The organism is Wolbachia endosymbiont (group A) of Eristalinus aeneus (assembly GCF_964026915.1).
GTDB lineage: Bacteria > Pseudomonadota > Alphaproteobacteria > Rickettsiales > Anaplasmataceae > Wolbachia > Wolbachia pipientis.
In genome coordinates, this window is the sequence record NZ_OZ034712.1 from 851,632 (window position 1) to 878,195 (window position 26,564).

Annotated in this window: 32 protein-coding genes, 1 other RNA gene and 4 pseudogenes; 12 read left to right on the top strand and 25 right to left on the bottom strand. The window is 35.7% G+C overall.

The annotated features are described in order from the left end of the window. From AAGD62_RS04235 to AAGD62_RS04265, 7 genes are all read right to left on the bottom strand, one after another. Positions 1–336, bottom strand: a complete 336-nt coding sequence (locus AAGD62_RS04235; RefSeq protein ID WP_007552425.1) for a GPW/gp25 family protein — start codon at positions 334–336, stop codon at positions 1–3. A 2-nt stretch (positions 337–338) separates the two neighbouring features. Continuing rightward, entirely contained in the window at positions 339–593 is a 255-nt protein-coding gene (locus AAGD62_RS04240; RefSeq protein WP_010082105.1) for a PAAR domain-containing protein, read from the bottom strand. Between the two features lie 7 nt (positions 594–600). Then, positions 601–1,065 (bottom strand): phage baseplate assembly protein V, encoded by a 465-nt coding sequence (locus tag AAGD62_RS04245; protein ID WP_012673195.1) that lies wholly within the window; start codon positions 1,063–1,065, stop codon positions 601–603. Beyond that, entirely contained in the window at positions 1,052–1,528 is a 477-nt protein-coding gene (locus AAGD62_RS04250; RefSeq protein ID WP_010962732.1) for a hypothetical protein, read from the bottom strand. The genes AAGD62_RS04245 and AAGD62_RS04250 overlap by 14 nt, the downstream gene beginning before the upstream one ends. Then, on the bottom strand, positions 1,525–2,046 hold the full coding sequence (locus AAGD62_RS04255; RefSeq protein ID WP_006280676.1) for a phage tail protein: 522 nt from the start codon (positions 2,044–2,046) through the stop codon (positions 1,525–1,527). Before AAGD62_RS04255 ends, AAGD62_RS04250 begins: the two co-directional genes overlap by 4 nt. Position 2,047: 1 nt before the next feature. Continuing rightward, complete coding sequence (locus tag AAGD62_RS04260; RefSeq protein WP_007550857.1) at positions 2,048–2,353, bottom strand: hypothetical protein; 306 nt, start codon at positions 2,351–2,353, stop codon at positions 2,048–2,050. A gap of 97 nt (positions 2,354–2,450) precedes the next feature. Next, positions 2,451–3,449 carry a major capsid protein gene (locus AAGD62_RS04265; protein WP_341812779.1) on the bottom strand — a complete coding sequence of 333 codons (999 nt, stop codon included), beginning with the start codon at positions 3,447–3,449 and terminating at the stop codon, positions 2,451–2,453. On the opposite strand from AAGD62_RS04265, the gene AAGD62_RS04270 reads away from it, so the two are divergent. Next, positions 3,448–3,795, top strand: coding sequence for an IS630 transposase-related protein (locus AAGD62_RS04270; protein ID WP_155968342.1), 348 nt, complete (start codon positions 3,448–3,450; stop codon positions 3,793–3,795). The two genes, AAGD62_RS04265 and AAGD62_RS04270, sit on opposite strands and share 2 nt — an antisense overlap. 28 nt (positions 3,796–3,823) lie before the next feature. Beyond that, positions 3,824–4,306, top strand: a complete 483-nt coding sequence (locus tag AAGD62_RS04275; protein ID WP_231115908.1) for an IS630 family transposase — start codon at positions 3,824–3,826, stop codon at positions 4,304–4,306. A 107-nt stretch (positions 4,307–4,413) separates the two neighbouring features. On the opposite strand, the gene AAGD62_RS04280 is transcribed toward AAGD62_RS04275, so the two are convergent. The 9 genes and pseudogenes from AAGD62_RS04280 to AAGD62_RS04320 form a co-directional block, all read right to left on the bottom strand. Then, complete coding sequence (locus AAGD62_RS04280; RefSeq protein WP_010082142.1) at positions 4,414–4,785, bottom strand: head decoration protein; 372 nt, start codon at positions 4,783–4,785, stop codon at positions 4,414–4,416. Positions 4,786–4,859: 74 nt separating this feature from the next. Beyond that, a complete protein-coding gene (locus AAGD62_RS04285) occupies positions 4,860–5,921 on the bottom strand; it encodes a S49 family peptidase (RefSeq protein ID WP_155968609.1) in 1,062 nt (353 codons plus the stop codon). Next, a pseudogene (locus AAGD62_RS04290) lies at positions 5,918–6,802 on the bottom strand (phage portal protein); the annotation flags it as partial. The gene AAGD62_RS04285 and the pseudogene AAGD62_RS04290, both read right to left, overlap by 4 nt. Before the next feature lie 25 nt (positions 6,803–6,827). After that, a protein-coding gene (locus AAGD62_RS04295; protein WP_094189578.1) for an IS5-like element ISWpi1 family transposase occupies positions 6,828–7,660 on the bottom strand; the annotation gives its coding sequence in 2 pieces (ribosomal slippage) (positions 6,828–7,291 and positions 7,291–7,660; 834 coding nt in all). A 52-nt stretch (positions 7,661–7,712) separates the two neighbouring features. After that, positions 7,713–8,255, bottom strand: a pseudogene (locus AAGD62_RS04300) (phage portal protein); the annotation flags it as partial. 102 nt (positions 8,256–8,357) lie between these two features. After that, complete coding sequence (locus AAGD62_RS04305; protein ID WP_010962706.1) at positions 8,358–8,639, bottom strand: type II toxin-antitoxin system RelE family toxin; 282 nt, start codon at positions 8,637–8,639, stop codon at positions 8,358–8,360. Further along, entirely contained in the window at positions 8,630–8,890 is a 261-nt protein-coding gene (locus tag AAGD62_RS04310) for a hypothetical protein (protein ID WP_012673197.1), read from the bottom strand. Before AAGD62_RS04310 ends, AAGD62_RS04305 begins: the two co-directional genes overlap by 10 nt. Before the next feature lie 40 nt (positions 8,891–8,930). Continuing rightward, positions 8,931–9,164: a gpW family head-tail joining protein gene (locus tag AAGD62_RS04315; protein WP_010962704.1), complete on the bottom strand. Its 234-nt coding sequence runs from the start codon at positions 9,162–9,164 to the stop codon at positions 8,931–8,933. A gap of 3 nt (positions 9,165–9,167) precedes the next feature. Then, on the bottom strand, positions 9,168–10,688 hold the full coding sequence (locus tag AAGD62_RS04320) for a phage terminase large subunit family protein (RefSeq protein WP_341812780.1): 1,521 nt from the start codon (positions 10,686–10,688) through the stop codon (positions 9,168–9,170). Positions 10,689–10,770: 82 nt separating this feature from the next. Between AAGD62_RS04320 and AAGD62_RS04325 the strand changes: the two are divergent. Continuing rightward, positions 10,771–11,603, top strand: a pseudogene (locus AAGD62_RS04325) (IS5 family transposase). A gap of 35 nt (positions 11,604–11,638) precedes the next feature. Here AAGD62_RS04325 and AAGD62_RS04330 read toward each other — a convergent pair. Both AAGD62_RS04330 and AAGD62_RS04335 read right to left on the bottom strand, forming a co-directional pair. Next, on the bottom strand, positions 11,639–12,130 hold the full coding sequence (locus AAGD62_RS04330) for an IS630 family transposase (protein WP_155968340.1): 492 nt from the start codon (positions 12,128–12,130) through the stop codon (positions 11,639–11,641). 19 nt (positions 12,131–12,149) lie between these two features. Further along, entirely contained in the window at positions 12,150–12,497 is a 348-nt protein-coding gene (locus tag AAGD62_RS04335) for an IS630 transposase-related protein (RefSeq protein ID WP_155968342.1), read from the bottom strand. Between the two features lie 166 nt (positions 12,498–12,663). On the opposite strand from AAGD62_RS04335, the gene AAGD62_RS04340 reads away from it, so the two are divergent. Beyond that, the gene (locus AAGD62_RS04340; protein ID WP_231115819.1) at positions 12,664–13,254 is read left to right on the top strand and encodes a hypothetical protein; all 591 of its coding nucleotides are present in this window, start codon (positions 12,664–12,666) and stop codon (positions 13,252–13,254) included. A 157-nt stretch (positions 13,255–13,411) separates the two neighbouring features. Beyond that, an RNA gene (gene rnpB, locus AAGD62_RS04345) (RNase P RNA component class A) lies at positions 13,412–13,761 on the top strand. A 51-nt stretch (positions 13,762–13,812) separates the two neighbouring features. Here the strand turns inward: rnpB and AAGD62_RS04350 are convergent. Continuing rightward, entirely contained in the window at positions 13,813–14,583 is a 771-nt protein-coding gene (locus AAGD62_RS04350; RefSeq protein ID WP_010962797.1) for a response regulator transcription factor, read from the bottom strand. Positions 14,584–14,908: 325 nt separating this feature from the next. Between AAGD62_RS04350 and AAGD62_RS04355 the strand changes: the two genes are divergently transcribed. The 4 genes from AAGD62_RS04355 to AAGD62_RS04370 are packed head-to-tail and all read left to right on the top strand — an operon-like array spanning position 14,909 to position 18,342. Continuing rightward, positions 14,909–15,892 carry an NAD(P)H-dependent glycerol-3-phosphate dehydrogenase gene (locus tag AAGD62_RS04355; RefSeq protein ID WP_010962796.1) on the top strand — a complete coding sequence of 328 codons (984 nt, stop codon included), beginning with the start codon at positions 14,909–14,911 and terminating at the stop codon, positions 15,890–15,892. Between the two features lie 19 nt (positions 15,893–15,911). Next, the gene (locus tag AAGD62_RS04360; RefSeq protein ID WP_006279290.1) at positions 15,912–16,394 is read left to right on the top strand and encodes a phosphatidylglycerophosphatase A; all 483 of its coding nucleotides are present in this window, start codon (positions 15,912–15,914) and stop codon (positions 16,392–16,394) included. Continuing rightward, positions 16,384–17,163 (top strand): GNAT family N-acetyltransferase, encoded by a 780-nt coding sequence (locus AAGD62_RS04365; RefSeq protein WP_155968998.1) that lies wholly within the window; start codon positions 16,384–16,386, stop codon positions 17,161–17,163. The genes AAGD62_RS04360 and AAGD62_RS04365 overlap by 11 nt, the downstream gene beginning before the upstream one ends. A 42-nt stretch (positions 17,164–17,205) precedes the next feature. Next, entirely contained in the window at positions 17,206–18,342 is a 1,137-nt protein-coding gene (locus AAGD62_RS04370) for a hypothetical protein (protein WP_010962793.1), read from the top strand. 3 nt (positions 18,343–18,345) lie between these two features. Here the strand turns inward: AAGD62_RS04370 and AAGD62_RS04375 are convergent, their stop codons facing one another. Beyond that, complete coding sequence (locus tag AAGD62_RS04375) at positions 18,346–19,134, bottom strand: succinate dehydrogenase iron-sulfur subunit (RefSeq protein WP_010082472.1); 789 nt, start codon at positions 19,132–19,134, stop codon at positions 18,346–18,348. Between the two features lie 86 nt (positions 19,135–19,220). Continuing rightward, complete coding sequence (gene ybeY, locus AAGD62_RS04380) at positions 19,221–19,673, bottom strand: rRNA maturation RNase YbeY (RefSeq protein WP_010082473.1); 453 nt, start codon at positions 19,671–19,673, stop codon at positions 19,221–19,223. Positions 19,674–19,844: 171 nt separating this feature from the next. On the opposite strand from ybeY, the gene AAGD62_RS04385 reads away from it, so the two are divergent. Further along, on the top strand, positions 19,845–20,024 hold the full coding sequence (locus AAGD62_RS04385; RefSeq protein WP_022626337.1) for a hypothetical protein: 180 nt from the start codon (positions 19,845–19,847) through the stop codon (positions 20,022–20,024). A 33-nt stretch (positions 20,025–20,057) separates the two neighbouring features. Here the strand turns inward: AAGD62_RS04385 and AAGD62_RS04390 are convergent, their stop codons facing one another. The 4 genes and pseudogenes from AAGD62_RS04390 to AAGD62_RS04405 form a co-directional block, all read right to left on the bottom strand. Continuing rightward, positions 20,058–20,456, bottom strand: coding sequence for an EVE domain-containing protein (locus AAGD62_RS04390; protein WP_077188253.1), 399 nt, complete (start codon positions 20,454–20,456; stop codon positions 20,058–20,060). Next, complete coding sequence (gene ftsZ / locus AAGD62_RS04395; RefSeq protein ID WP_010962790.1) at positions 20,456–21,652, bottom strand: cell division protein FtsZ; 1,197 nt, start codon at positions 21,650–21,652, stop codon at positions 20,456–20,458. Before ftsZ ends, AAGD62_RS04390 begins: the two co-directional genes overlap by 1 nt. Positions 21,653–21,897: 245 nt before the next feature. After that, positions 21,898–22,416 (bottom strand): hypothetical protein, encoded by a 519-nt coding sequence (locus AAGD62_RS04400; protein WP_246165607.1) that lies wholly within the window; start codon positions 22,414–22,416, stop codon positions 21,898–21,900. An 85-nt stretch (positions 22,417–22,501) separates the two neighbouring features. Next, positions 22,502–24,011 (bottom strand): annotated as a pseudogene (locus AAGD62_RS04405) (YifB family Mg chelatase-like AAA ATPase). Between the two features lie 122 nt (positions 24,012–24,133). Between AAGD62_RS04405 and AAGD62_RS04410 the strand changes: the two are divergent. Together AAGD62_RS04410 and AAGD62_RS04415 are read left to right on the top strand one after the other, a co-directional pair. Next, positions 24,134–24,973 carry a polysaccharide deacetylase family protein gene (locus AAGD62_RS04410; protein WP_065106681.1) on the top strand — a complete coding sequence of 280 codons (840 nt, stop codon included), beginning with the start codon at positions 24,134–24,136 and terminating at the stop codon, positions 24,971–24,973. Continuing rightward, positions 24,928–26,502: a penicillin-binding transpeptidase domain-containing protein gene (locus tag AAGD62_RS04415; RefSeq protein WP_006280388.1), complete on the top strand. Its 1,575-nt coding sequence runs from the start codon at positions 24,928–24,930 to the stop codon at positions 26,500–26,502. The genes AAGD62_RS04410 and AAGD62_RS04415 overlap by 46 nt, the downstream gene beginning before the upstream one ends. The last annotated feature ends 62 nt before the right edge of the window (positions 26,503–26,564 follow it).

Below are 26,564 nucleotides of genomic sequence, written 5' to 3' on the forward strand. Positions count from 1 at the left end.
TTATACTACAACCTCATCGAAGCGAATCTTTTTCCCCATTGGTACGTACAACCCTTCCAGGTCAAGCGTTACTTTTCCCTCTTTTACTTCTGTCATTTTTACTTTTTCTAATTTAAACCTTTTTTCCCATTTTTCCAAAGCTTCTGCAGTTGCTGCGTAAATTTCTAGTGTTAAATCACGATTAACTGGCTTATCCAATAATTCAAATAGCCTAGACCCGTAATTCCTCATCATAATTCGTGATCCTATAGGAGTCGTAAGTATATCAATTATTGATTGCTTTAAGTGCTCTATTCCTTCTAACGCTTTTCCTGTTTTACCATCCATACCCTTCATTTCTATTTTGCAAAGACGCTTTTACTGCCTTTTATTACTTTTAACCCACAAGATACTGAATCCCCTACTCTTCCTACACCATGACCATTTGCAAACACTGTTTTTGATCCTTGAATCATTACTTTTCCTTCGTTAAAATTGTCTCCTTTCCTACAGACTGGGAAATCATTTACAAAAACATTATTACTGCCGCTAATGCAAAAATGTGGTGTTGCTTCTCCACAATAATCTCCTACTCGCACAACTGATTTATTCATTTTCCAATTAATTAAGTTCTATTCTATCTGCTTTCAGTTTTATTTCGCTCCTTGTCATCTCTATACTTGATTCCCCAGCTTTCAATGTTATTTTGTCCACTACTTCAATCTCTAAATGATGCTTCTCTTTATCATATAACAATCTTGTCCCATCTTGAATTTTTACACTATTTATTTCTTTTTTATTCTCTGGTGCAGGGTATTTTTCCTGATATATTCCTGCTAATACCACCCCTAATGATAGTTCTCCTAGCGCAGAAAGTATAATAACCTGTTCATCGATATCTGGAGGAGACCAATTTCTATCTTTTCCTGCTTTACTTGTTATCCATGGCAACCAATCTGTTAAAAATTCCCCTATTTGCACTTTTACTCTCGCTTTTTCATAATCTACTTCTTTCACAAGCCCAATACGTACAATGTTAGCTAACTTTCTTTGCAACTCTGAAATAGCAAAATTACTTTCCAACATTTATTTCACCGATTTCTATTTTGTGTGGCATAAATTTTCCCTCTTCCCAAATAGATCGACCCAAGTGTACTTCATGCACCCAGTCTACCATCCACACTAAATACGCGTCTAATTCTGGCCTAAATCCGTCAATTTCTGCTGATATAAATTCACCTGGCGAAACATTTTTTACGTTCCAAGTATTTTTATTTACTACTCTCGCAACCTCAGCAGCTAATTCTCTGACAATAATAGCTGCATTCTCTATTGTGCTATCAATCACAATTCGTGCCTCAAATCTTGCTTTCAGGGCTAATTCTTCTGTTCCTGAATCTTTTCCTTGCTCTAAACTTGACAATTCCACAAATACCGCTGGTGCTACTATTTCCCTTCTTATCATTGGATATATTTCACATGTCTGTATCGCTGGTATTTCTTTCTTCAACATTCTGCAAATTGCTTTGTGCAACTCAATTAAAATCATACTTTTACAATATAGTTTAATTCACGCTCAAAATATTTCTCAAATATCCCTTCTGTTTCATAATTAACTAGCTCCTTTATTATTTTTGATGCTTCTGGTTCCAGTCCTAATTTTACCTCTTGTATTGGCAAAGCTGTTCTTCCTTCACGCCTAAAAACACCACTATTTCCTCTTGGCATTGTTGCCATAAATCCTCCTATAAACTTATGTTTTCCTACTTTCGCTCCTTTTCTTGTTTGTCTCATCTTGCCAATTGCTGATACCCTAATATCATATAAATTTGCTCTCATTAATACATCTAACCTACTTGTCTTAGCCTTAAAAATTCTTAGCCTTTTTCTCATTACCGTTAATTTTATCTTCTTTTCCTCACTAATTTCCTTAGCTGCTTGCGTTTTTAACCATAGTGCTGTTTTGTTCAATGCCCTCACCGCTGCTTTTTCCACTTTTTTCCTTTCAGCATTTACATTTTCAATTACCTTATTAATATTATCGGTAACTTCTATATTAATAGACATTTTACACCCCCGATGCTTGAATTTTCCATACCATTCCTGAATTATCTCTAAGTGGTGGTGTGTGTACTCTGTATCTACAACTACCTATGGAAAAAGTATCTCCTACCATTGGCTTTAATACATCAAACACACTTACTTCCAACAATAAAATTTCTCCTACAAATTGTCCTTCACCAATCTCGTATAATTTATCTGGCTGTTGCTTTAGTACTTGTACCATATATGACTTATCCTTTGATTCATACAAAGCTACTTTTCCTAAATGGGCAAAACAATCTTGCAATAATCTCTTAATATTTTCTTGCATATTTTTCTGCTATATACTAACCTTTACATGCTAAGAAGGGGCACACAGGTAAAGCATTCTTCTGCCTCACCACTTTATAGTTGCTCTACCTGTGTTGTTATGTTACAACGACTTTTACTAATACTCCCGGTCTATGGCACATTGGCAGAGAATTTGACTGAGTATGTAAATCGGTCCCTCTATCAAATCTTCTTGGCTCTTGTTTCGCGTAAAGTGGCTGTCCAAGAGTATTTACTGTCTCATTAAAGTCTGCTGGTGCAAAATACGTTGTAAATGTGCTCGCTGTTCCTAGTGGAAAACAGTTTCCACTTTCTCTTTCTATAAATCTTCTTACGGTTCCTTCAGGGTCGGTTGCTTGCCCTCTATACTCTTCAAATGTTATTCCACAGAACGTAAATCCTGATCTCATGTCATTCCTCAGCGCTGCTCCTTCTTGCCATCTTTCATATGCCTCTTTCACTTTACTATGCGAAATTAGTGCATCAAAAAACTCTGGACTTACCAGTGCATGAATCCCCGTCATATATTCACCACTTAAATTGTCCTCAACATGGCGCAATACCTCCAGACACTTACGCTTTACATCGGTTGTCGCAGTCCCCAATGCAAAATTTACTACTTTTGGTGTAATTTCAAATTCGTTGTAAAGGTTTAATAACTCCGACCCATCAGCATCAAGAATGATTCCCTTCAGCGCTCCCATTCTCAAATGTTCTAACGTTATTGCGTGTTTATTTCTCATTAGCTGCAAATGATCAGTTATTACATCTGCCAATGCTTTCAGTTCACTCTCTGATCCAAATGCCCTTATTCCTTGTACTTCTTCTGGCAGCACTACATCATCATGCGGAATGTGCGGAATCGTAAATGTTCTTACCTTTCTTTTTCCTCTTTTTCCTACTGTTGCTGGTGCTCCGGGTACTTGCGTTGGTAGTAAACTTAACACTCCGTTGTGTTCTTCTATCGTAATATGTCTAAATCTTACTGACCTACTTGGAAACAAATTTAAATTTTCAACTCGTCCATAATTTATCGGCAATATATAGTACTTCCCAAAGTAAATGATAAAGGTATAATAAGCTATTTGAGTTATAATGGCGTATAGTGTGGATTTAAGGGAAAGGGCAGTATCGATGATAGAAAAAGGGAAGTCAAAGGTTGAGGTGGCAGAGCTTTTGGAGATAGGAATAGCAACTCTGTACCGCTGGTTAAGAAAGAAAGCCGCTGGTGAAAGCCTAAGGCCATCGAAAAACGGCAGCTTTATTCGAAAAATAGACCCAAAAATACTCGAAGAATATGTTAAAAAGAATCCAGATCATACGCTGGCAGAGATGAAACAAAATCTTGGATTTGGAATAAATTCAATTTGGTATAGGCTGAAACAGCTAAGAATTACTTTAAAAAAAAGTTACACTATATCAAGAGCGCAATCAAGAAGATAGGCAGCGATTTACCGATAAAATCTCAAAAATAGACCATTCCAGCATCTTATATATAGATGAAGCAGGAGTTGATAATAGGTTATACCGAGAGTATGGACGTGCTCCAATAGGAAAGAAAATTTATGCAGATATTCCAGGAAGAAAACGAGAGAGAATCAGTATAATAGGCGGGTGGATTGGAAAGAGATTTATTGCACCAATGACTTTCAAAGGTGGGTGTGACAAAGAGGTATTCAATACATGGTTAGAGAAGATGTTATTACCTAAATTGCCACATGGTACTACAATAGTTATGGACAATGCCACATTCCATAAAACTCCCAAAACAAAGGAGTTAATAGATAATGCTAGATGCCGTTTGCTCTATCTACCAACATATTCACCAGATTTGAACCCTATAGAGCATTGTTGGAATACCATCAAAAGCCGCCTCAGACCTTTAATGCATAAATATACAGACTTACAACTTTTGGTTGGTAATACCATAATGGAAATTTATCATTCATTTTAGAAAATACTATATTTATCGCATTTGTTAGTGCCGTCATGCTAAATGCTGTATTTGTAAATGGATTTTGCATTTTTTCTTTTCCCCCTTTTGTATTTTTAATAGTTTTTTTAAGCTCCCTTGCGGATAATGATCCCTCGTCCTTCAAGGTGCTTTATTGCTGCAGTTTTCTGCTCTTCAATGATATTTGCTGGCCATACAACTGCATGATCTGCTAGTATTGCACCACGAGCAATAATTACTCCTTTACTATTTTCCTTTGCGTTTACATCGCTTGCTATCACTCCTATAGCCGTTTGTGTCCCATCTGTGGCAGTTGGATTTAAAGCTTTAATAAAACCATCTTTAGTATCATAACCAACTACTTTTCCCAGCTTTAGATTTTGTCCCTTGGCTACTGTTATTTGATCTCTTGAATATAGGTTGGACACTTCATATTTCAGAAGATCGCCTAAATTATTTCCTTCAGTTATACTTATCATGTCTTTTTCTCTCCTTTTTTTATTTTTTTACCGCCATATTTGTGGTTGTTATACACGGCGGTTATACACATACTTTAAATGTTTGATTGCGCACGACTTTTCGCTACCTGCATCATCAACTCTTCTCCTGAATTCTGTGGTATTGCACTTAGTATTTCTGTCTTCTTCGTTCGCTCTGCAAGTAACTCCATTAAAACTTCCCTGGCTTGCTCAACACTTACGCTTTGCTCAATAAATTCTCCTATCTTTTCTGGCATTCGTGATAAGTTACATAAACGTATTAATTCAAGAACTTCAGTACGATACTTAGTTAAATTGTCAGTTTCTAGGTCATTTGTAGTTTTTTCATTCATAGTAATATCCCCTTTTTTATTAATAGATTTAAACTCTGAAAGAATTGTAATTCCATCTGCAAGACCTATTTCTACTGCTTTCTCGCCAAAATATAGCCCTGCTTCTGTTGATTTTATTGCCTCTACAGAAAGGTTTCTATTGCGTGCTATTAGCTCAACCAGCATTCCATATAAACGATTCACTTCGCTTTTTAGGCTTTCTAAACTCTCAGAAGTTATTGGCTCATGTGGATTTAAATCATTTTTTCTACTTCCTGCAAATACTGTCGTATATTTTATTCCCTGTTTTTCATCAAACCCACTTTGATCTATATGACTTGCTATTACTCCTATGCTTCCAACTCCTGAAGTTCTAGTTACCAATACTTTTTCAGCACTTGATGCAATTGCATACGCCGCAGAATACGCATCATCATTTGCTATTGCCACAATCCTCTTTTTTCTCCTTGCTTGGTAAATAAAGTCGGAAAGGTCGAATAAACCGTTTACTTCTCCTCCGGGGCTGTCTATGTCCAAAATTATTGTTTCTACTTCTTTATCTATTAAAGCTTCTTCTATCTCTTCACTTATCTTCTCATACGATGTCATCCCAAATACATCATCAAAAACTTCTGACTTTTTCGTCAAGATTCCATGTATTGGTATTATTCCTCTTTCACTATTTCTTACCGCATGTTTTATATTTTTAAAGATAGGCTGCTTTCCTGTTTGTAGTGACAGTAATTCAAAACTCCTTGGTTCTACCATTACACATCTGTTTAGCCATATCGCTTGGTTTTTCATATTATCTCTTGATTAGTAGTAACGTCGGAATCAAAACTTAAACCCAAGGAACTAGCACGTCTTTGATCTTCTGCAATTTCTTGGTCTATTTCTTCTACATCATAACCTAGCTCTGAAACCACTTCTGATCGACTCTTAAATCCATTTCTTACTGCCATTTGTTGTGCTTGCTGGTCTTTTAAAGGATCCACCCAATCAAATCCCTGTGGTATCCATTTTACTTCTTCTTTCGCTGCTTTTGCTACTTTTTTATCTATACTCAGTTCTCCACAGAGTACTGCTAATTCTAGCCATCTATTCCAAATAGGTCTACAAAACTGGAACACTATCACGTTATGCTGTAACATTGCACACCTTCTGCGAAACTCTATCAGCCCTGCTCGAATGGATGAATAATTAACGCCGGTTAAATCTCCTGTTAGTTGCTCGTATGTTATTCCTGTTCCTATTGCTATTGCCCTCAGTTGCTGTCTTATAAACGCTTCATAACTTCCTCCAACATCTGACGGTTCTGAAAATTTTATGTCTTCTCCTGGGTCTAAAAGCTGCATTGTTCCTGGCTCTAAACCTGATAATGCTACTCCTTGCTCATTCGCTTCGCCTTCTCCTAAAATATTTGCCTCAGGATCAAGTCTTGTAATAAACCCTGCAAACATTGCTGCTGTCTTTTTTCTCACTAATTCTGCATCATCGTATTGATCAAGCTCATAAAGTTTCAGAAGTATACTCGAAAGCCAAGGCTCCCCTCTAATTTGCCCAGGTCTTAGTGGTCTATAGATATGTAAAACATCGTTTGCTGGTACTCTCACTGACTCTCCAAACGAACCTTCTCCTGGATGTTCTCTAAATAAGTAATATGCCTCTCTTTGCCCAAGCTTGTTAGAGGTTGTCCGGAAACTAGTAAATTCAAGCATATTCCCTCTTTAACATAACCCTACTCATAGCTAGGTATATGAAATTCTCAGTGGATGTTGTGAGTAAATCATACTCCTTCGATAGCCTTCTATTCCTATTAACCCAAGCAAAAGTCCTTTCTACAACCCATCTTCTTGGCTGTACTTTAAACCCTTGTTCTCTTGTTGGTAGTAGCTCAGGTGGCGTATCTTTGTGCACCCAAAATCTACATGGAGGCCTTTTAACAATTTCAATATCTATGTCATATTCTTCCTTTATGTGATTCTTTAAATTTCTTCCTTGGTATCCCATGTCAGCCCACATTTTTTTAACTTTAGTATATTTTGTTCTCATATTGTTTAATGCTATTTTAATACCATCTCTATCATTTTCGTTAGCAGCGCCTACGTAACAACCTAGTATAAAACCCTGAGTGTCTGTAATTATATGCCTTTTTCTACCCTTTACTTTTTTACTTCCATCATAGCCTTTGATCCTCCCTTTTCTGTAGTCTTTACAGATTGACTATCTACTATACAGGCACTCGGCTGCTCATTCCTTCCTATTTTTCTTCTACTATATTTTGTAATTTCATAATTCATTTTCTCAAAAATTCCCTGCTTCTTCCATTGCCTGAACTGCTCATACACAGTCTTCCATAGCGGAAAATCATTTGGTAAATACCGCCATTGACACCCTGTACGCAATACATAGAAAATTGCTTCTAATATTTCTCTTTTGCTATACTTTGGCGGCCTTCCTCCTTTCTTGTATGATACTCTGAAGTGTTTTTCTATTCTTGCCCATTCCCTTTCGCTTAGATCTGTTGGATACTTTTTTCTCATCTTTACCCCGTACTAAAATTTCAGATATTATAGCCTTTTACTTATTTCCGGACAACCTCTTAAACTCAATCCCGTTTCTTATTACATTACCATTTCCTAAAGTTTGATTTGTTTTATTATCTAAATGTTCAGACTCAAGTACTTGCAGTTGTAATGGCACAGAAAATCTATCTTCCAGCTTTCTCGTTCTTAAACGTACAAAACATTCTCCTCCCTCTATCATACTTCTGCATACTAGAGCTTGTAATCCATAAAAATCACTTACTCCGTTACTGTCTGCTTCATCTGTCCATCTTAGCCATAATTCTTGCACCCTCTTTCGAAATTCCCCATCCCTTGCTTTTGATTGCGGTTTTATTCCTGTTCCAATAGAGTTACTTACTATTGTATCAATAATATTTGCTGCATATGGATTTTTTCTCACCATATCACGTGATCTACTACGTAAAGTTTCAAGGTTTTGAGACAGCAAATTGTTTATACTTCCTAACTCTGGTTGAAAGTGAAAAAATCTTCTTCCTGAGCCTGCAGCATCCCAGGCTGAGCTTTTTATCTTTGGTTTGTTAAATAGTTGTTTGAATGATTTTAATAACATTTTGCCTCTTTGATTATGCAACAAGTTGTTGCACAATTTGACATTGAAAAATTATAGCAAGTTGCTAGAGAATTTGGTCAACAGATTGTATGTAGAGAGTCATTACTCTGGACTACGTTTATAAATTTCTTTTCGATGTCCTATTGCTGCAATTTTGACCATGTGCTCTGAGTTATCTATTAAGTATATGACTCGATAATCGCCAACACGCAACCTAAAGTAGCCTACCCATTTATGCGATAAAGCCTCACCTACTTTATCAGGAATAATTGTGAGACGTTTTTCTATAGCTTTTTGCACCCTTAACCGTATTGTTTTCGGAAGAGAAGGAAGATCTTCGGTATCTACACCTTCTAAATAACCAATTTGGTAAATTATTCCCACTTGATATCTTCATGTCTAATTATTTTTGCTCCAGGAACATTACGTTTAGCAGCAAGTTCAAGTAGAGCTATTTCTCCTTCATCCATTTCGTCACCTTCAGATAGTTTACTTACCTCAAGTTCTTCTTCTACTAGATCTTTTACAATTTCTTCAATAGTTCTATTTTGAACTTTTGCCATTTCTGTAAGATACTGAGCAAATTCCCCCTCAAAATTTACATTAACATTAAGCCTTCCTTGACTTTGATCCATATTATTCACTGTAAGATATCAACTCTAAACTATAACATTTTTACATAATTTTGTCAACCCCTTTATTTGTTGAAAAAACAATTTTTCTCTTTGGCTTCATACCTGCAATTTTCAATTCAGCCTTAATACGTTGTCTTAAGCTTAGTAAATCATTTATATCTACTTCAGCATATCTTACAACATGGTCACCATATGCAATTGATACTACTCGCTCTCCGTTTTGTAGTTTCTTTATCGCTTCTTCGACTTGAATTAGATAATCTTCGTTATACATTTACTACTCGCTGATCCATTTGCTTTTCACTATTTTCTTTGATTTTTTACTTTCTGGTTTTTCACTTAAACTATTCCATTTACTCTCTGGCCATCTATCTATTCCCAGTGCTATCGATGCTGCTCTTGCATAAATCCTACAGTCTAATACTTCATTTCTTTCTCTTACCTTTTGCCACTCTTGTTTGGTATAACCTTTTACTACTTTGCTGACTAATTGCTCTGCCGTTAGCTGCTTAAAATATTCAGGTGCATACTCGGGAAAATGACAGTATCCTGCTGGAGCTTCTTCACCGTCCTTTAAAACATTAAGTAATTGAAAAAGTTCTGACTTTAAAATCGATACTCCCACTGGCCAGAGCTTTATTCCTCTTTTTAGCTTTTGACCACCAACTGTTATATCTACTCTACTTGGGCTGCTAAGTGGTACTAGAGCTTTATTTACACCTTTCACTGCCATTACTCTTCCAGAGCCTTGATGACCTCTTACCCAATTGTATACTTCTTGTGTCGCATACCCAGCATCAACCGCCATCATACTTATCATGTATTCAAGACCATTTTCACCGATAAAATGATGATTTAAGAGCTCAGAGAGTTTTCCCCATACTTCTCCTCTTCCAGTATCACCTTCAAATACTCGGTATTCTATTGACCAACTTTCGCGGCTTTTTCCCCATGCTACAACTTCTACTTCTAAACGATCTTTTTGGACATCTACTCCTGCAGTAAGCACCACTTCTCTCCTAGGTACTGTGCCTACGGGAAAAAATTCTCTCCTGTTAAATAATTGCTTCCAATCTGGTACTTCTCCTTTGTCTACCCAGGTTTCTCCAAGCGTAGTATTTATCCATACTTTTAGTAATTGTTCACTTTCTTTTGCATGAAGAAAATCTTCTACTGCTTGAGTCCAGCTATACCAGCCTACTGGACTATAAAGACTTGAAAGATGAAATCCTTTTTTCTCACCTTTTACTCTATTAGTAGGTCTCCATTCTCCACGCTCAAGCATCTCTGTCTTTTGATGATTTTCTATTTTGCCGCTACATTCAGTGCAGACATAATGTGCTGTTCTTGAGTCGTTGTTTTCCCATTTAATTTGTGACCATTTTAGAACTTGATAGTAATTACAATACGGACATGGTACAAAAAAGTACTGCTTATCTGTTGCTTCAAATTCTTTCTCAATTCTGCTTATTCCATGAATCGTTGGTGTTGATACTAAAAAAATCTTTCGCCGTGCAAATGTATTAGTTCGAGCAATACTGAGCAGCACTGGATCTCCTTCACCACCTGAATCTCCTGGATAGGCGTCTATTTCATCAAGAAAGAGATATTTTACTGGCATAGACCTCAGTCCTACACTGCTGTTTGCTCCAGTTATTACTACTATTCCACCTGGAAATTCCTTACTTTGTACAGTATTGCCTGAGTCTCTTGACCTTGGGTCTTTTACTTTACTCTTTAAACATGGCGTACTCTCTATTAACGGCGCAAATCTTCCTTTTGACCAACGCTTTCCCATTTCAACTGTTGGCTGCACAACTAGAGGTTGTCCGGAAATAAGTAAAAGGCTATAATATCTGAAATTTTAGTACGGGGTAAAGATGAGAAAAAAGTATCCAACAGATCTAAGCGAAAGGGAATGGGCAAGAATAGAAAAACACTTCAGAGTATCATACAAGAAAGGAGGAAGGCCGCCAAAGTATAGCAAAAGAGAAATATTAGAAGCAATTTTCTATGTATTGCGTACAGGGTGTCAATGGCGGTATTTACCAAATGATTTTCCGCTATGGAAGACTGTGTATGAGCAGTTCAGGCAATGGAAGAAGCAGGGAATTTTTGAGAAAATGAATTATGAAATTACAAAATATAGTAGAAGAAAAATAGGAAGGAATGAGCAGCCGAGTGCCTGTATAGTAGATAGTCAATCTGTAAAGACTACAGAAAAGGGAGGATCAAAGGCTATGATGGAAGTAAAAAAGTAAAGGGTAGAAAAAGGCATATAATTACAGACACTCAGGGTTTTATACTAGGTTGTTACGTAGGCGCTGCTAACGAAAATGATAGAGATGGTATTAAAATAGCATTAAACAATATGAGAACAAAATATACTAAAGTTAAAAAAATGTGGGCTGACATGGGATACCAAGGAAGAAATTTAAAGAATCACATAAAGGAAGAATATGACATAGATATTGAAATTGTTAAAAGGCCTCCATGTAGATTTTGGGTGCACAAAGATACGCCACCTGAGCTACTACCAACAAGAGAACAAGGGTTTAAAGTACAGCCAAGAAGATGGGTTGTAGAAAGGACTTTTGCTTGGGTTAATAGGAATAGAAGGCTATCGAAGGAGTATGATTTACTCACAACATCCACTGAGAATTTCATATACCTAGCTATGAGTAGGGTTATGTTAAAGAGGGAATATGCTTGAATTTACTAGTTTCCGGACAACCTCTATAGTATTTTCTAAAATGAATGATAAATTTCCATTATGGTATTACCAACCAAAAGTTGTAAGTCTGTATATTTATGCATTAAAGGTCTGAGGCGGCTTTTGATGGTATTCCAACAATGCTCTATAGGGTTCAAATCTGGTGAATATGTTGGTAGATAGAGCAAACGGCATCTAGCATTATCTATTAACTCCTTTGTTTTGGGAGTTTTATGGAATGTGGCATTGTCCATAACTATTGTAGTACCATGTGGCAATTTAGGTAATAACATCTTCTCTAACCATGTATTGAATACCTCTTTGTCACACCCACCTTTGAAAGTCATTGGTGCAATAAATCTCTTTCCAATCCACCCGCCTATTATACTGATTCTCTCTCGTTTTCTTCCTGGAATATCTGCATAAATTTTCTTTCCTATTGGAGCACGTCCATACTCTCGGTATAACCTATTATCAACTCCTGCTTCATCTATATATAAGATGCTGGAATGGTCTATTTTTGAGATTTTATCGGTAAATCGCTGCCTATCTTCTTGATTGCGCTCTTGATATAGTGTAACTTTTTTTTAAAGTAATTCTTAGCTGTTTCAGCCTATACCAAATTGAATTTATTCCAAATCCAAGATTTTGTTTCATCTCTGCCAGCGTATGATCTGGATTCTTTTTAACATATTCTTCGAGTATTTTTGGGTCTATTTTTCGAATAAAGCTGCCGTTTTTCGATGGCCTTAGGCTTTCACCAGCGGCTTTCTTTCTTAACCAGCGGTACAGAGTTGCTATTCCTATCTCCAAAAGCTCTGCCACCTCAACCTTTGACTTCCCTTTTTCTATCATCGATACTGCCCTTTCCCTTAAATCCACACTATACGCCATTATAACTCAAATAGCTTATTATACCTTTATCATTTACTTTGGGAAGTACTATACTTCACAAGCGACCACGGTTGCTACAACGTCAACTAGTGTGCCGATAGTAACTTCAGGGACTGAGACAAGTACTGTAAAACCTACAGCAGCGACTGGTGCGTCGACTTCTACGATGAGTAAACCTTCAACAGAGTCAACGACTCAAACAAGTACAGTAACAGTGAAGCCAACAACAGAAGCCGTTGCACCTACTTCTACAACGAATAAACCTTCAACAGAGTCAACGACTCAAACAAGCACAGTAACAGTGGAACCAACTGCGCCAACAACAAGCTCAGAGAAAACTACACAAACAGTATTTAGTATACCAAGTACTAGAACAAAAGAGTCAACAACTCCTATATTCACCACGACTTTACTTCCTCAGTCTACTTCTTCACCACAACCTACTCAACTTGCTATAGGGTCTAATAAGGCAGGAATGATAGGGGGATCTTTGGTTGGAGCAATAGGTATTGTTGGAATTATAGGATTCATAGCATATAGATATGTTAAGGGTCGTAATGCTGCTCCTGTATTAGAACTAACTGATTTGGGTTATAGAAGGCGATCATCTTCAAGTAGCGATGAAGAAATTTTTACCACTGGTAACAGAATGCGAACTATATATCAATCTGAAACAGTGCTAAATAGTATATCAGTAGAAAGTAGTAGTCGATCAAGAAGTAGCTCATCGTCTTCAAGCGGTGGACCAGGCTCTTGACTAACTGAAGCGGAGTCTAAAAGTGAAAAAAGCTTATCTTGGGATAGTGATGATGTGCCGGAATATCACCTTTAGCTATTTGTCTAAATGTTTTTAATATGTAGACTGTTAGGAAATTGTCTTTTGCTTTTGTGATTTTCATGTTAAAGTATAATTCCTAGGTGAAATAAGTAGCTGCTGTTGTGTGATAAACATAGCAGAGGAAAGTCCGGGCTCCAAGGAAAAATAGTGACGGGTAATGCCCGCCGGAGGTAACTCCAGTTATAGGGCTACAGAAAATTACCGCCTAAAATATTTTTAGGTAAGGGTGAAAAGGTGTGGTAAGAGCACACCATGGCAATGGCAACATTGGTAGTCGAGTAACCAACACTAGGAGCAAGATTAAATAGAAGTAGATTTTATGTTTTCCTCATATCTACTCGGGTAAATCGCATGCGGTAAATGGTAACATTTACTCCAGATAAATAGCTACATAAACAGAACTCGGCTTATATTTCACCTAGGCGTTCACATGATACGTGCGATATAAGCCATGCTATATTTAAATGTGTAGGCATTTCATGCGTTGTCCTTCACTTGTTCTGCTTGATAGCCATCACTACTTTCGCCTACATTAACATTAGAATATTCATCATCATCAATATACTCCTTCAGAACATACCCTCTGCCCCAAACGGTTTCTATGTGGCTTTTTCCATCATTTGCACTTTCAAGTTTCTTACGTAATTTGCACATAAAAACATCAACTATCTTGTTATCTGAAGGTTCATCCAAGCCATTGTAAAGATGATTTAAGAACATTTCTTTTGTTAGTACTGTTCCTTTACGCAGTGCTAGCAATTCTATCATAGAATACTCTTTATTAGTAAGGTGAACCGTTTTACCTTTCACCTCAACAACCCTGTGATCAAAATTGATATTTATATTACCAATCTTTATCACCGATTCAGGATGGCCTTTAGTACGACGCACTATGGCCTTAATTCGAGCTAATAACTCGCTTTTATGAAATGGCTTGGTTAAGTAATCATCGGCACCATACCCGAGTCCTTTAGCTTTGTGATTGACAGCGGATATGCATGAAAGTATTAAGACAGGAACTTTGATTTTTGCACTTCTTAGTCTTAACAATATATCATATCCGTCAATATCACCAGGTAAGTGTATATCTAAAATAACTAGGTCATAGTAATCTCCGTTTGAGGAAACCATATTATTGTTATAATCTTGTGCAGAAGTAACAACGTCACAGAAGTGTCCATCAGAAGTTAAGGCGTTAACTACAGTCTTTGCACTTACTTGATCATCTTCAATTAATAATATACGCATATTTTACACCCCATAAATAATTTATAATTTTAGTAATATATATAACTAAGGAAAGTAATAAATCAAATTTTTATTAACAAATGATCAAAATTACACTTATTAATTAATAGTAAATATATTGTTCCAAAGTTATATAAATAGATCTAAAATATAATAGACATACCATGATAGTAATAATATTTTTAGTAAATATTGAATTAAAGTTACTATTATTAAAAGAATACTTCGGTTAATAAATATTTAACTATTCTATATGTCTGTGTTATATTTTTAATTTACTTATCCTACTATTTTAAAGTATAAGTAATATTTTCAGGAATATTGTGTGGCAATATCAATTTTAGGTGCTGGTGCATGGGGTACAGCAATCGCAATTTCATTAGGTAGTAAGAAAGATGTGATTTTGTGGACTCACAATGAAACTACATTTGAATCAATCAACGGGAAAAGAGAAAGTGACAAGCTACCCGGTTGTCGAATTTCTGATAATGTGTCAGTAAAATTGGCTATTGAAGACATAATTAATGCTTCAGTAACAATCCTCGCTGTTCCCACTCAGTCTCTGAGGAAGGTATGTCAGCAATTGCATAATTGTAATCTGAAAAAAGATGTAGCAATAATTTTAGCTTGTAAGGGAATAGAAAAGTCTACATTAAAATTACCTAGTGAAATAGTAAATGAAATTTTACCTAACAATCCTATTGCTATTTTTTCAGGTCCTAGCTTTGCTGTAGAAGTTGCAAGAAAATTACCCTATTCAATGGTTCTTGCATGCCAAAATAACACATTAGGTTCAAAGCTAGTATCAGAGCTGCAACAAGAAAATGTTAAATTGGAGTTTAGTAACGACATTATAGGAGTACAGATTTGTGCAGCGTTAAAGAACGTTTTTGCTATAGCGTGTGGGATTGTTCTAGGTAGTAAACTTGGGTTTAATGCTCATGCAGCATTGATTACGAAAAGTATGAGCGAAATTAAGGCTTTATACTCAGCAAAAATTGGTGACGGTAGTGTGGATATAAATACACTACTTGGGCCAGCATGTCTGGGTGACCTAATTATGACATGCACATCCTTGAATTCAAGAAACTTATCTTTTGGGTTTAAAATAGGTAATAGTGACAATGGCTTTAATGTTCAGCAGATTTTGTCAGAAGGCAAGTCAGTGATTGAAGGTTTTAGCACTGCTGAGTCCATATTTAATTTAGCAGGAAAGCTAAAGATAAAAATGCCTATATGTGAAGCGGTCTATAGATTATTGTATGAAAGCGCCTCTATAGAGGATACTCTTTCTGTTCTTATAAGTTAATTTTGTATTTGGATATATTGTGAAATTTTTATATAAATTAATATCAACGTGGTGGCTGTCTGGAACAGTAAAAAAAATGCCAGGTACTGTGGGTAGTTTGGCTTCTTTTCCGCTTGTTCCTGTAATCCTGAGCAACAAAATTTTAGGTGCAGCAATTATTTCTTTTTTATTCTTAATTGGATTATGGTCTACAGGTAATTATATAAAACATTACAAGACTTCATGTGATCCAAAAGAGGTAGTAATTGACGAAGTGGTTGGTCAATTGCTGACGATACTTTTAGTTTCGATATTGTTAAGCCAAGAGATGAATTGTTCTTCATTGTTGTTGTGCTTTTTTTCTTTTAGGTTTTTTGATATAATAAAAACGTGGCCTATAAATTTAATCGATAAAAATACCAAAGGTCCTTTAGGTATTATGCTAGATGACGTTATAGCTGCAATTTTAGCCTGTGTTCTTATAGGAGCCTTTTATTGTTTATTGTTGGTGTATGCAGGATAAAAAAATTTATTATTCAAGCTTAATTGTTCAAAATCTAAAGGATTATATACTGTACACAGCGAATTTATCTGAGTGGGAAGTACACGATGAATTTGATAACATCATATTTACAATAAATGGTACCAGGGAGTCATTATTTAATTTTGTGTTCTGTGGAGATCAATGTACCGAGCTTTCTATACAAAAAACTCTAGATTATCTCAGAACAAGAGATATAGAAGCAACATGGGTAATAAATTCACATATGAAAATAAGAGAGATTTTAGAAAAGTGTGAAATAAAACACGTTAGCACACCAAAAAAAGCTTTACTTAATATGAAAAATTACTTTTTACCTGCTGATGTTATTCCAAACTTGAGGTTAAATGCTGTGAATGGTAGCAACCTCTTAGAACAGTTAGATCTACACACTTCTAAAATTTTTTATCATGGCGTTGGAATTGTCAGCACATTTTTTCGCGGATTATCAAATTATGATGATAAGAACTCAAGATTAAGATTTTTTCTTGTAACACTAAATAATGAAATTATTGGGACATGCGGTCTTTATGTTCAAGATAGCGTAGCTGGTTTTTATAGTGATGGAGTTTTACCAATTTACAGGAATCGTGGAATAGGTACCCAAATGGTTTTAGAAAGAATAAAGATAGCTAAACAGCTTGAATGCAAATATATAGTAGCACATTGTATGAAATCTTCTGTGAACCTTTATAAGAGATTGGGCTTTCAAATGTTAGGCAATCTTTACTTATATACCTCTTCAGCATAATTCTGAGCGGTTACAAATTTTTACATTTGTTTTAAAAGTGCTATGTTTTTTTTGTATGAAGTGGTTTTAATATTGATTCTAATATTATTCTTTCTCTCTTATTCTAAATTAAAAATTAGTAATAAGATTAAGAACTTACAGCATCAAAATGTTATCATAAATAATTTAATTGATACTGTGAATGATGGGTTTTATATTTGGGATGCAAAAAAACGTATAGAAAAGTTCTCTCCCAATTTACTAATTTTGCTTAATACTGTTTTTTACTCATTTAATGAGTTTGTGAATTTTTTTGAGCAATCAGAAAGCTTAATCAAAAATTTTGTTGAGGCAAAGGAAATAAATAAATCTTTTACTCTAGATTTAAAGTCAAAAGACAGTGAGGTTTATTGCATATGTTACGGTAGAAGCATAATAGATGATTCTAACAATGTGATAGGTGTGCTGTTATGGATAAGGAATGTCTCAGACTGTAAGATAAAGGCTAACGGACTTGAGTTAGAAAATAGTAAGCTTACACAGGAAGTGGAGAGCTATAAAAACGTTTTCAACTCTTTACCGTTTCCAATACTAAGATATAACAAGAGTAGAAAGGTGGAATTTTATAACTTGTTTTATGATAAATATGTAGATGGTTCTAAGAAATTTGCTATTACCGGTAGCGCTCATAGCACAAAACCAGGAAGACATGTCATAACTTATAAGAACGAACCTAAGGTTTTCGATTTTGTTAAAATTCCAATACAAGGTTCTGGTAGCATAGTAATGTATGGGAAAGATGTTAGTGATGCAGAGAAATTATATACTGAATTAAACAGTTATTTAGCTACACAGAAAAATTTGCTTGAGAGGTTACCGGTTGCTATAGTAATATATAGTAAGAATCAAAAGCTAAAATTTTATAATAATGCTTTTATAAAAACCTTTCAATTTGACCCAAAATTTTTGGCATCTTACCCAACTTATCACGAAGTTATGCTTTACCTCTTCGAATCTAAAAAGCTTTTAGAAAAAGAGGATTTTCAAACTATTAGTAACCAAAGACATGAGTTGTTCAAAAAATTATTTGAATCGTACGATGATACGATGCACTTCACAAACGGAAAAGCGTTCAGGGTATTAACAATACCCTACGCTTCGGAAGGTTTGCTGTTCTCTTACGAAGAATGCAAAAGATAATACTTAAACTCCTTCTCTCTCTACCATGAGCTGTTTTACTTTCGCTATTGCTCTTGCTGGATTAAGTCCTTTAGGACAAGTTTTTGTGCAATTCATTATTGTATGACAACGATACAACTTGAATGGGTCGTTTAAAACATCAAGTCTTTCACCTGTCTTATTATCACGGCTGTCAGCAATCCATCTGTAAGCTTGTAATAGTATTGCTGGTCCTAAAAATTTATCACTATTCCACCAGTAGCTTGGGCAACCAGTCGAACAGCAAGCACATAATATACAGTCGGACAAGCCATCTAATTTTTTTCTATCTTCAGAAGATTGAGAGTATTCTTTATTTGGTAGGGCAGGCTTATCTGCTTGTAACCAAGGTTTAATTGATTTGTATTGCTCATAAAATTGGCTCAAATCCGAGACTAGGTCCTTTATTACATACATGTGAGGTAATGGATATATTTTTACGTCACCTTTTATATCATGTATAGATCTAGTACATGCAAGAGTATTGGTTCCGTCAATATTCATGGCACAAGATCCACATATGCCTTCTCTACAAGAACGTCTGAAAGTTAAAGTCGAATCTATTTCATCCTTTATTTTTATTAATGCATCAAGTACCATAGGGCCACAACTATCCATATCAATAAAAAATGTGTCTATTCTAGGGTTTTTCTCGTCATCAGCAGACCAACGGTAAATTTGAAATCTTCTGATGTTTTTTGCTCTAGCAGGAATAGGATAAATTTTGCCCTTTTGATTAATTTTAGAATTCTTTGGCAAAGAAAACTGAACCATATCACTTACCTTTTATTGTTTATAGCTAAAACCCTTTGTAGATAACATATTTTATTATCATCTACTATATTTTTATTAAATTCCTTTTAAATCGCACACATATTGTAGCCAAGCGAAGCTAAAATCTCTCTTTCTAGATTTTTCATTATAATTTCTTCATCTTTTTTTTGGTGATCATAACCAAGTAAATGCAGTAATCCATGCACTAACATGTGTGCAATGTGAGCAAGAATGGGTATATAATACTCATGCGATTCTCTTTTTATTGTGTCTATTGAAATTGCTATGTCTCCTAAATCGCACTCATTAGACAATTGTTCATACGGAAATGATAGTACGTTAGTTGGCTTATCCATTTCTCTAAATTTTAAATTAAGTTGATGTAGCAAGTCATCATCAGCCAGAGCTATTGATATATTTGGTTTATAGTGGTCTATTTTTAATTCTTTTAGAGAAGCATTGATGACACCTAATACAAAATTTTTAGGATTTTCTATAATGCTGCACCATTTCTTGTCAAGAATATTTACTTCTAACATGAGTGACACATCAGTAAGGGTGTCATGCAAATAGCTGACACTGGAATCCAAAAAAGAAGAGTTATAGACCCTTGTGTCATGTACACAACTGTACGAATATTGTACACTAGAAGGATGTCATCCCAGTGCCTAGACACTGGGATCCAGGAATTTTGATTAGACATCAAGTTAGTGAATATAAAAGTAGCTAATCTTATATTAAAACACAACGGCTTTAATGTGGTTGCATTAAGGCTGGATTCCAGTGTCAAGCACTGGAATGACACCTTTGTGTTTGATGCAAAATCGGCTATAACGTTTAATGCACTGCCTTCGAGACAAATATTCATACAGCTGTGCGTTGTGTGCTGAGATGACATCATTTAGGAACTGAAATGACAGGTATTACACATCACTCATCCTTATTATTTCATTCCATTCAATTTCCGAAACTGGGGCAATTGATAAACGTGGTTGTTTTAATATAGTCATATTTTTCAAAAGTGGGTTTTGTTTTATATTATTTAACGTTACTTGGTTATTTAAAGGTTTCAAAAACTTTACATTCACTAATCCGAACTTGGGATCATTAACATGATAATACTCTTTAAATACTTCAACGATTCCAAGTATTGCTTTCTCTTTACCTGTATGATAAAAAAACGCAAGATCGCTTGCTTTCATAATTTTCATGTAATTTTGAGCTTGATAATTGCGCACACCATCCCACTCAACTACCTGATCCTTTTCCATTTTTTGCCATGAGTATTCACTTGGCTCTGACTTGAGTAGCCAAAATTGCATTATTTTTTTCTTCTTAAGTAAGCTGGTATATCATAGATATTGCTGCCCCACTTAGCTCCTTCGCTTACCTGTTCAGCTGGTTTTGTTTCCAGTGTTTTGTCTTGCGTACTTTCACTTTGACTATATGGCCACTTAAATTTCTCTTTCTCTGAGTCTTCGCTCTGACTTATAGGTGAAGTTTCTGATTTATTATTGCGACCATCAATGCCAGTTGCAAGAACAGAAACTCTAACTCTTCCCTCCATCGCTTGATCAAAAGTAGCACCAAATATTATATTTGCATTTTCATCTACTTCTTCACGCACTCTATTGGCTGCAGCATCAACTTCAAACAGAGTCATATCTCCGCCACCAGTAATGTTAATTAATATTCCTTGCGCACCTTTCATTGATACATTGTCAAGCAATGGATTGGATATTGCAGCTTCTGCAGCACTAATTGCTCTATCTTCTCCTTCTGCCTCTCCGGTGCCAATCATCGCTTTGCCCATCTCGCTCATTACTGTTTCTATATCAGCGAAGTCAAGATTAATAAGCCCTGGCATGACCATCAAGTCAGTTACTCCTCTGATGCCAATATGCAGAACATTGTCAGCAAGTTTAAATGCATCAGAAAATGTAGTTTTTTCATTTGCAATTCTAAATAAATTCTGATTTGGAATGACAATAAGTGTATCCACGTATTTTTGCAGTTCTTCAAGTCCAAGCTCTGCAATGCGCATACGGCGCACACCTTCAAAACCGAACGGTTTAGTTACAACTCCAACAGTCAATATCTTTTTTTCTTTTGGCGCTCTATCCTTAACTGCGGCTCTTGCTTCTCTGGCTGCTTTTGCAATTACCGGTGCAGCACCGGTTCCAGTACCACCGCCCATTCCTGCTGTGATGAAAAGCATATGACTATCTTTTATATGCTCCATAATCTCATCAATTGATTCTTCTGCTGCACCTTTGCCAACATCAGGCAAAGCACCAGCACCAAGACCCTTAGTTAAATTAATGCCAAGCTGAATTTTTTTATCACATAACGACTTTTCTAGTGCTTGAGCGTCGGTATTTGCGACAACAAAATTCACTCCTTGCAAATTAGATTGGATCATGTTATTCACAGCATTTCCACCAGCACCACCCACTCCCACAACGGTAATCCTTGGGTGTAATATAGGTAACTCCGGCAGACTAAGATCAATAGACATTTAAATTACTCAAATTTAGCGAATTCACTTGATAATAAGTTACTGCTTTTTTAATAATATGCAAATACTTTTCACTTCTATAGGCGTAAACAGTAAACGGGATTTACTTATTCTTAATAACATTTAAAATAACAGATAATAACTTTATATTTTTAGAAGGTATCATTCTACTGATGCAAAAAAATAGAAAATGTTTATAAAAAGGGACAGAGACTATCCCTTTTTATTCTGTTTAAGCTACTTTATTATGCTTTTGCTGGTACCAATCCAACTGCTACCGCAACATCATTCAAGGATGTTGATACATCACTAACAATAAATTTTAGCTTATCATTATCAATTTTAGGCTTATCACCATCTTTTTCACAGACCTTAAGAATCTCTTCTTTCACTGCATCAATTTGATTTGCCTTACTACTATTCTTATATGCATACACAGGTGCAGCTATTAAAGCCGCCACCGCAGCAACAACTATCAAACTAGCAACTAGCGGATGAGCAACTGCAAATGTAGACATTGCAGTAATAGCAGGACTAACGAGTGTTGCAGCTTTTGTTCCAACTGTACCAACGAAAGCCGCATAAGCTGGGCTCAAAAAATAAGCAGCTGTAAGCGAAATTGCTGCTGCAATTGCTACAAAAGTCGCGGCCGTTTTGTATGGATTTTCTTTTACAAGATTCCAACCTTGCACAGGAACTTCTTTAGTTGCTGACCAAAGGCCCTCTTGACTATATTTCTGTTTTATTACTTCAATTCTTGCCATAACTCTACTCCTTAAATAGAATATTAAAATTTCATTAAGAATAATATATAGTAAAAAAAAGCTGCCTGTCAAGTAATTTAATTTATTAGTATAATCTGATTCTGTAATTCAGCGCTTCAGCAATGTGTGCTCTTTTTACTTTTTCAGTTTTTGCAAGATCTGCAATGGTTCTTGCAACTTTTAATACACGTGTATAGCCTCGATTGGAAATGTAATTTTCTTTCAGTACGTATTTTAGCAATTCTAACCCTGCCTGATCTGGTTCAGTAAATTTATTAAATGCTTCACCGCTTACTTCTGCGTTACAACGAACATTCAATTTACTATAACGCTCAGTTTGAATTTTTCTCGCTGCTATCACCCTTCCTCTTATGATTTTAGTACTTTCTCCCTCCACAGAGATTTCAGGAGAGAGTATGCTAACGTTTGGCATTTCAATGCATATGTCTATTCTATCAAGCAATGGGCCTGATATTTTGTTTTTGTAATCTGTGCCACACTTTGGAGCTTTGTTGCACGATCTGCTTGCATCACCTAAATAACCGCACCTGCAAGGGTTCATTGCAGCTATCAGTTGAAAATTGGCAGGGTAGGTTATGTGAGCATTTGCCCTTGCAACGGTAACTTTTCTATCTTCAAGTGGTTGGCGCAGAGAATCAAGCACGAGTCTTGGAAATTCAGGTAACTCATCAAGAAACAACACGCCATTGTGAGCCATGGTAATTTCTCCAGGTTTTGCATTCTTTCCTCCCCCTATCATTGCTGGCATAGAGCATGAGTGATGAGGTTCACGAAAGGGACGAGTTACTTTGAATATTTCGTTACCAGTTTTTGTTATGCTGGAAATAATATTAACATCAATCATCTCCTGTTCGGTCAAATCAGGCAGCAACCCTATAAAGCGTTTAGCAAGCATTGACTTTCCAGTACCAGGAGGGCCAACAAGAAGCATATTATGCCCACCTGCTGCTGCAATTTCAGCTGCTCTTTTTGCAACAACTTGGCCTTTGATATCCTTCATATCGGGAACCAATCTTTTTTCTTTGGGTGCATCACTATAATTAAAAATTACTGGCTGAATTAATTGCTCACCCTTAAAGTGTCTGATAATATCAGTTAATTTCTCTATAGCCAGAATTGAAACATTCTTCACCCATACAGCTTCTACACCATTTCCTCTCGGGCAAATTACTCCTTATATTGTCCTTTTTTGCATTAATTGCTGTTGGCAGCACACCTAAAACTGGAATAACTCTGCTATCAAGAGCCAGTTCACCCATGATTATATAAGACTGAACTTTTTCAACTGGTATCACATTCATTACAACAAGTAGTCCAATAGCAATAGCCAAGTCATAATGACTGCCTTCTTTCAGCAAATCCGCAGGGGAGAGATTAACTGTAATTCTTTTTGGAGGTAGTAGTAGATTGATTGAATTTAACGCTGCTCTGATGCGCTCTCTGGATTCTGCAACAGTTTTATCCGGCAAGCCAACAATATTAAAAGCTGGAATACCATTTGCCATATGAATTTGTGCATTGACATTTACTGTGCTAATTCCCTGAAGCGCAACGGTATTTATATTTGCAATCATAATATATTATATAAAATTGTTAATACAATATATTAAAGAAGCGATGAAGTAAAGGCTACAGCAATTAAAGATGGCTTAACTTAGCAAAAAAGTGTAGTATTCTATCACTTTGCTGATTACAAATGTTTATAAGGATAATCACTTTTTTCTTACTATATTCAAGTACGGCTTTTTGTAGTGATTGTAATTTTAATTTACCATACTGTGGGCTCAGTTGTAATCTAGATCTATCATATAGAAATTTAAGTAATATAAAAAAATTATTGAATAACGACGATAAGTTTGTTGCGCTTACGTTTGATGATGGACCTTCCAACAATAGAATAAACGATATTATTAATGTTCTGGAAAGCTATGAAGCAAAAGCAACATTTTTTGTGCTTGGTGAACGTATAAATGAAAAAACGTCTGAAATAGTAAAGAAAATTCATGAATCAGGTCATGAGTTAGGCAATCACTCTTGGTCGCATAGGAAGTTGACATCACTTTCAAGTGAGGAACAATTGCAAGAATTGGAAAAGACAAATACAGCAATTAAAAATGCAATAAAACAAGATGTAAAATGGTTTCGTCCGCCATATGGATGTTATGACGATAATCTGATTGAAAATACTGATCAATTAAATATGTATTCAATATTATGGACAGTTGATTCGCTAGATTGGCAAGGTGATAAGCCAGAAACTTTAGTTGAAAGAGTTTTAAGTAATGTACATAATGGAGCAGTTATACTGTTTCATGATCACAATAACAGGTCAAACACAATTGAAGCTTTACCTCATATTATTAAAATACTAAAAAAATCAGGTTATAAGTTTGTGACCTTAAGTGAGTGGGAAAAAAGGGTTTGTAATACGGTAAAAGCCAGAAGTGTAACAATAAAAGAGGGGAAAAAAGTGTGTTTTGAAGGAATGTTATGTGGACAAAAAACAAAGTCTTTAACCGCAGAGCATTCATATTAGGTGGTATTCAGCTTACCATTTCTGCGGTTTTTAGTTGCAGGTTATATAATTTACAAATACGAAACAGACAAAAGTACGAAGCACTATCTAATAGTAATAGAATAAGAGTTGCTACTATTATGCCTAAGCGGGGCAAAATTTTAGATAGGAATAGCATTGAACTTGCGGTAAACAAAATTTCGTACGTTGTTTTGTTTGATGGTTCTGGTAAGGAAGTTGATTTGCAGACATTATCAGAAGTCGAGTCTAAGATAGCAAAATCGTCAGAAAAAATAACTGCTCTTTATAAACGTTATTACCCGTTTGGTTCAATGTGTTCTCATGTAATCGGATATACAAAAAGACAGCAAGGCATAAGCGAAGTAGGAATCAGCGGTATTGAATATACATATGATCATATATTGAAAGGCAAGTCAGGAAAATCTGAGCAGGAAATAAATTCTAAAAAACGCGTCATAAAAGAATTATCAAGCATACCACAACAAGACGGACAAGATGTACAACTGACAATTGATATTAATCTGCAAGAGAAAACCGCAGAGGTATTTAAAGATCACCAAGGCTCCGCAGTGGTAATTGATGTAAATAATGGAGAAATTTTAGCATTATATAATTCACCTTCTTACGATAATAATCTTTTTGCTAGCAGGCTATCAAATGAGACTTGGGAGAGCTTGAATGCTCCTTCATTGCCGCTCGTGAATCGTGCGTTATCATATCAAATTCCACCTGGTTCAATATTTAAAGTAATAGTTGCGCTTGCGGGTTTAAAAGACGGAATAATCACACCAGAAGAAAAATTCTCGTGTAAGGGCTATATGAAAATAGGTGAGCGGAAATTTCGTTGCCTGAAAAGCAAAGTCCATGGATATGTATCTTTAAATGAAGCAATGGCATTATCATGCAACACTTACTTTTATAATATAGGGAAAAAAATAAGTGTAGACTCTCTAGTAGAAATGGCCAGAAAATTTGGTATTGGAAGTGGGCCACTGATTGGAACGTTTAAAGAAGAAGCTCCAGGGTTGTTGCCAGATAGAGATTGGCGTACACGAAAGCTATATTCGCAGTGGTATTTAGGTGACACTATCAACTTAGTTATAGGACAAGGGTATATGCTTACAACACCACTACAGCTTGCAGTTCTTGCAGCGAGGATTGCAACAGGAAAAGAGGTAATTCCCCGCATTAAGATGAATGAAACGATACAAGATTTTCCCGATATTGATGTGGATTGTGAGCATCTTAGCATAGTTCGAAAAGCTATGTTTGATGTGGTGAATTCTAAAACTGGAACCTATAAGAAAGGGCTAAGCGGTATACAAATTGCTGGCAAAACCGGTACACCAGAAATAAACTCTAAGGGCGAAAGTCATAAGTTATTTATCGCCTATGGCCCTTACCATAACCCGCGCTATGCAATCTCTGTGTTTATAGAACACGGCAAAGCCCCACGCCAAGATGTTGCAATTGCTAATGAGATATTTCAGTATATGCTTGAAACTATGAGTATTAAACTTCTTGCATAACCATATAACGAACTTTTATTGGAAATAGAAACGAAAAAACTTACTTGACAAACTCCGCCAGC

Coding starts and splice junctions, on each gene's coding strand:
- AAGD62_RS04235 (WP_007552425.1), bottom strand. CDS start 336: ATGAAGGGTATGGATGGTAAAACAGGAAAAGCGTTAGAAGGAATAGAG.
- AAGD62_RS04240 (WP_010082105.1), bottom strand. CDS start 593: ATGAATAAATCAGTTGTGCGAGTAGGAGATTATTGTGGAGAAGCAACA.
- AAGD62_RS04245 (WP_012673195.1), bottom strand. CDS start 1,065: ATGTTGGAAAGTAATTTTGCTATTTCAGAGTTGCAAAGAAAGTTAGCT.
- AAGD62_RS04250 (WP_010962732.1), bottom strand. CDS start 1,528: ATGATTTTAATTGAGTTGCACAAAGCAATTTGCAGAATGTTGAAGAAA.
- AAGD62_RS04255 (WP_006280676.1), bottom strand. CDS start 2,046: ATGTCTATTAATATAGAAGTTACCGATAATATTAATAAGGTAATTGAA.
- AAGD62_RS04260 (WP_007550857.1), bottom strand. CDS start 2,353: ATGCAAGAAAATATTAAGAGATTATTGCAAGATTGTTTTGCCCATTTA.
- AAGD62_RS04270 (WP_155968342.1), top strand. CDS start 3,448: ATGGCGTATAGTGTGGATTTAAGGGAAAGGGCAGTATCGATGATAGAA.
- AAGD62_RS04280 (WP_010082142.1), bottom strand. CDS start 4,785: ATGATAAGTATAACTGAAGGAAATAATTTAGGCGATCTTCTGAAATAT.
- AAGD62_RS04285 (WP_155968609.1), bottom strand. CDS start 5,921: ATGAAAAACCAAGCGATATGGCTAAACAGATGTGTAATGGTAGAACCA.
- AAGD62_RS04310 (WP_012673197.1), bottom strand. CDS start 8,890: ATGGATCAAAGTCAAGGAAGGCTTAATGTTAATGTAAATTTTGAGGGG.
- AAGD62_RS04315 (WP_010962704.1), bottom strand. CDS start 9,164: ATGTATAACGAAGATTATCTAATTCAAGTCGAAGAAGCGATAAAGAAA.
- AAGD62_RS04320 (WP_341812780.1), bottom strand. CDS start 10,688: ATGGGAAAGCGTTGGTCAAAAGGAAGATTTGCGCCGTTAATAGAGAGT.
- AAGD62_RS04335 (WP_155968342.1), bottom strand. CDS start 12,497: ATGGCGTATAGTGTGGATTTAAGGGAAAGGGCAGTATCGATGATAGAA.
- AAGD62_RS04340 (WP_231115819.1), top strand. CDS start 12,664: ATGAGTAAACCTTCAACAGAGTCAACGACTCAAACAAGTACAGTAACA.
- AAGD62_RS04350 (WP_010962797.1), bottom strand. CDS start 14,583: ATGCGTATATTATTAATTGAAGATGATCAAGTAAGTGCAAAGACTGTA.
- AAGD62_RS04365 (WP_155968998.1), top strand. CDS start 16,384: ATGCAGGATAAAAAAATTTATTATTCAAGCTTAATTGTTCAAAATCTA.
- AAGD62_RS04370 (WP_010962793.1), top strand. CDS start 17,206: ATGTTTTTTTTGTATGAAGTGGTTTTAATATTGATTCTAATATTATTC.
- AAGD62_RS04375 (WP_010082472.1), bottom strand. CDS start 19,134: ATGGTTCAGTTTTCTTTGCCAAAGAATTCTAAAATTAATCAAAAGGGC.
- ybeY (WP_010082473.1), bottom strand. CDS start 19,673: ATGTTAGAAGTAAATATTCTTGACAAGAAATGGTGCAGCATTATAGAA.
- AAGD62_RS04390 (WP_077188253.1), bottom strand. CDS start 20,456: ATGCAATTTTGGCTACTCAAGTCAGAGCCAAGTGAATACTCATGGCAA.
- ftsZ (WP_010962790.1), bottom strand. CDS start 21,652: ATGTCTATTGATCTTAGTCTGCCGGAGTTACCTATATTACACCCAAGG.
- AAGD62_RS04400 (WP_246165607.1), bottom strand. CDS start 22,416: ATGGCAAGAATTGAAGTAATAAAACAGAAATATAGTCAAGAGGGCCTT.
- AAGD62_RS04410 (WP_065106681.1), top strand. CDS start 24,134: ATGTTTATAAGGATAATCACTTTTTTCTTACTATATTCAAGTACGGCT.
- AAGD62_RS04415 (WP_006280388.1), top strand. CDS start 24,928: ATGTGGACAAAAAACAAAGTCTTTAACCGCAGAGCATTCATATTAGGT.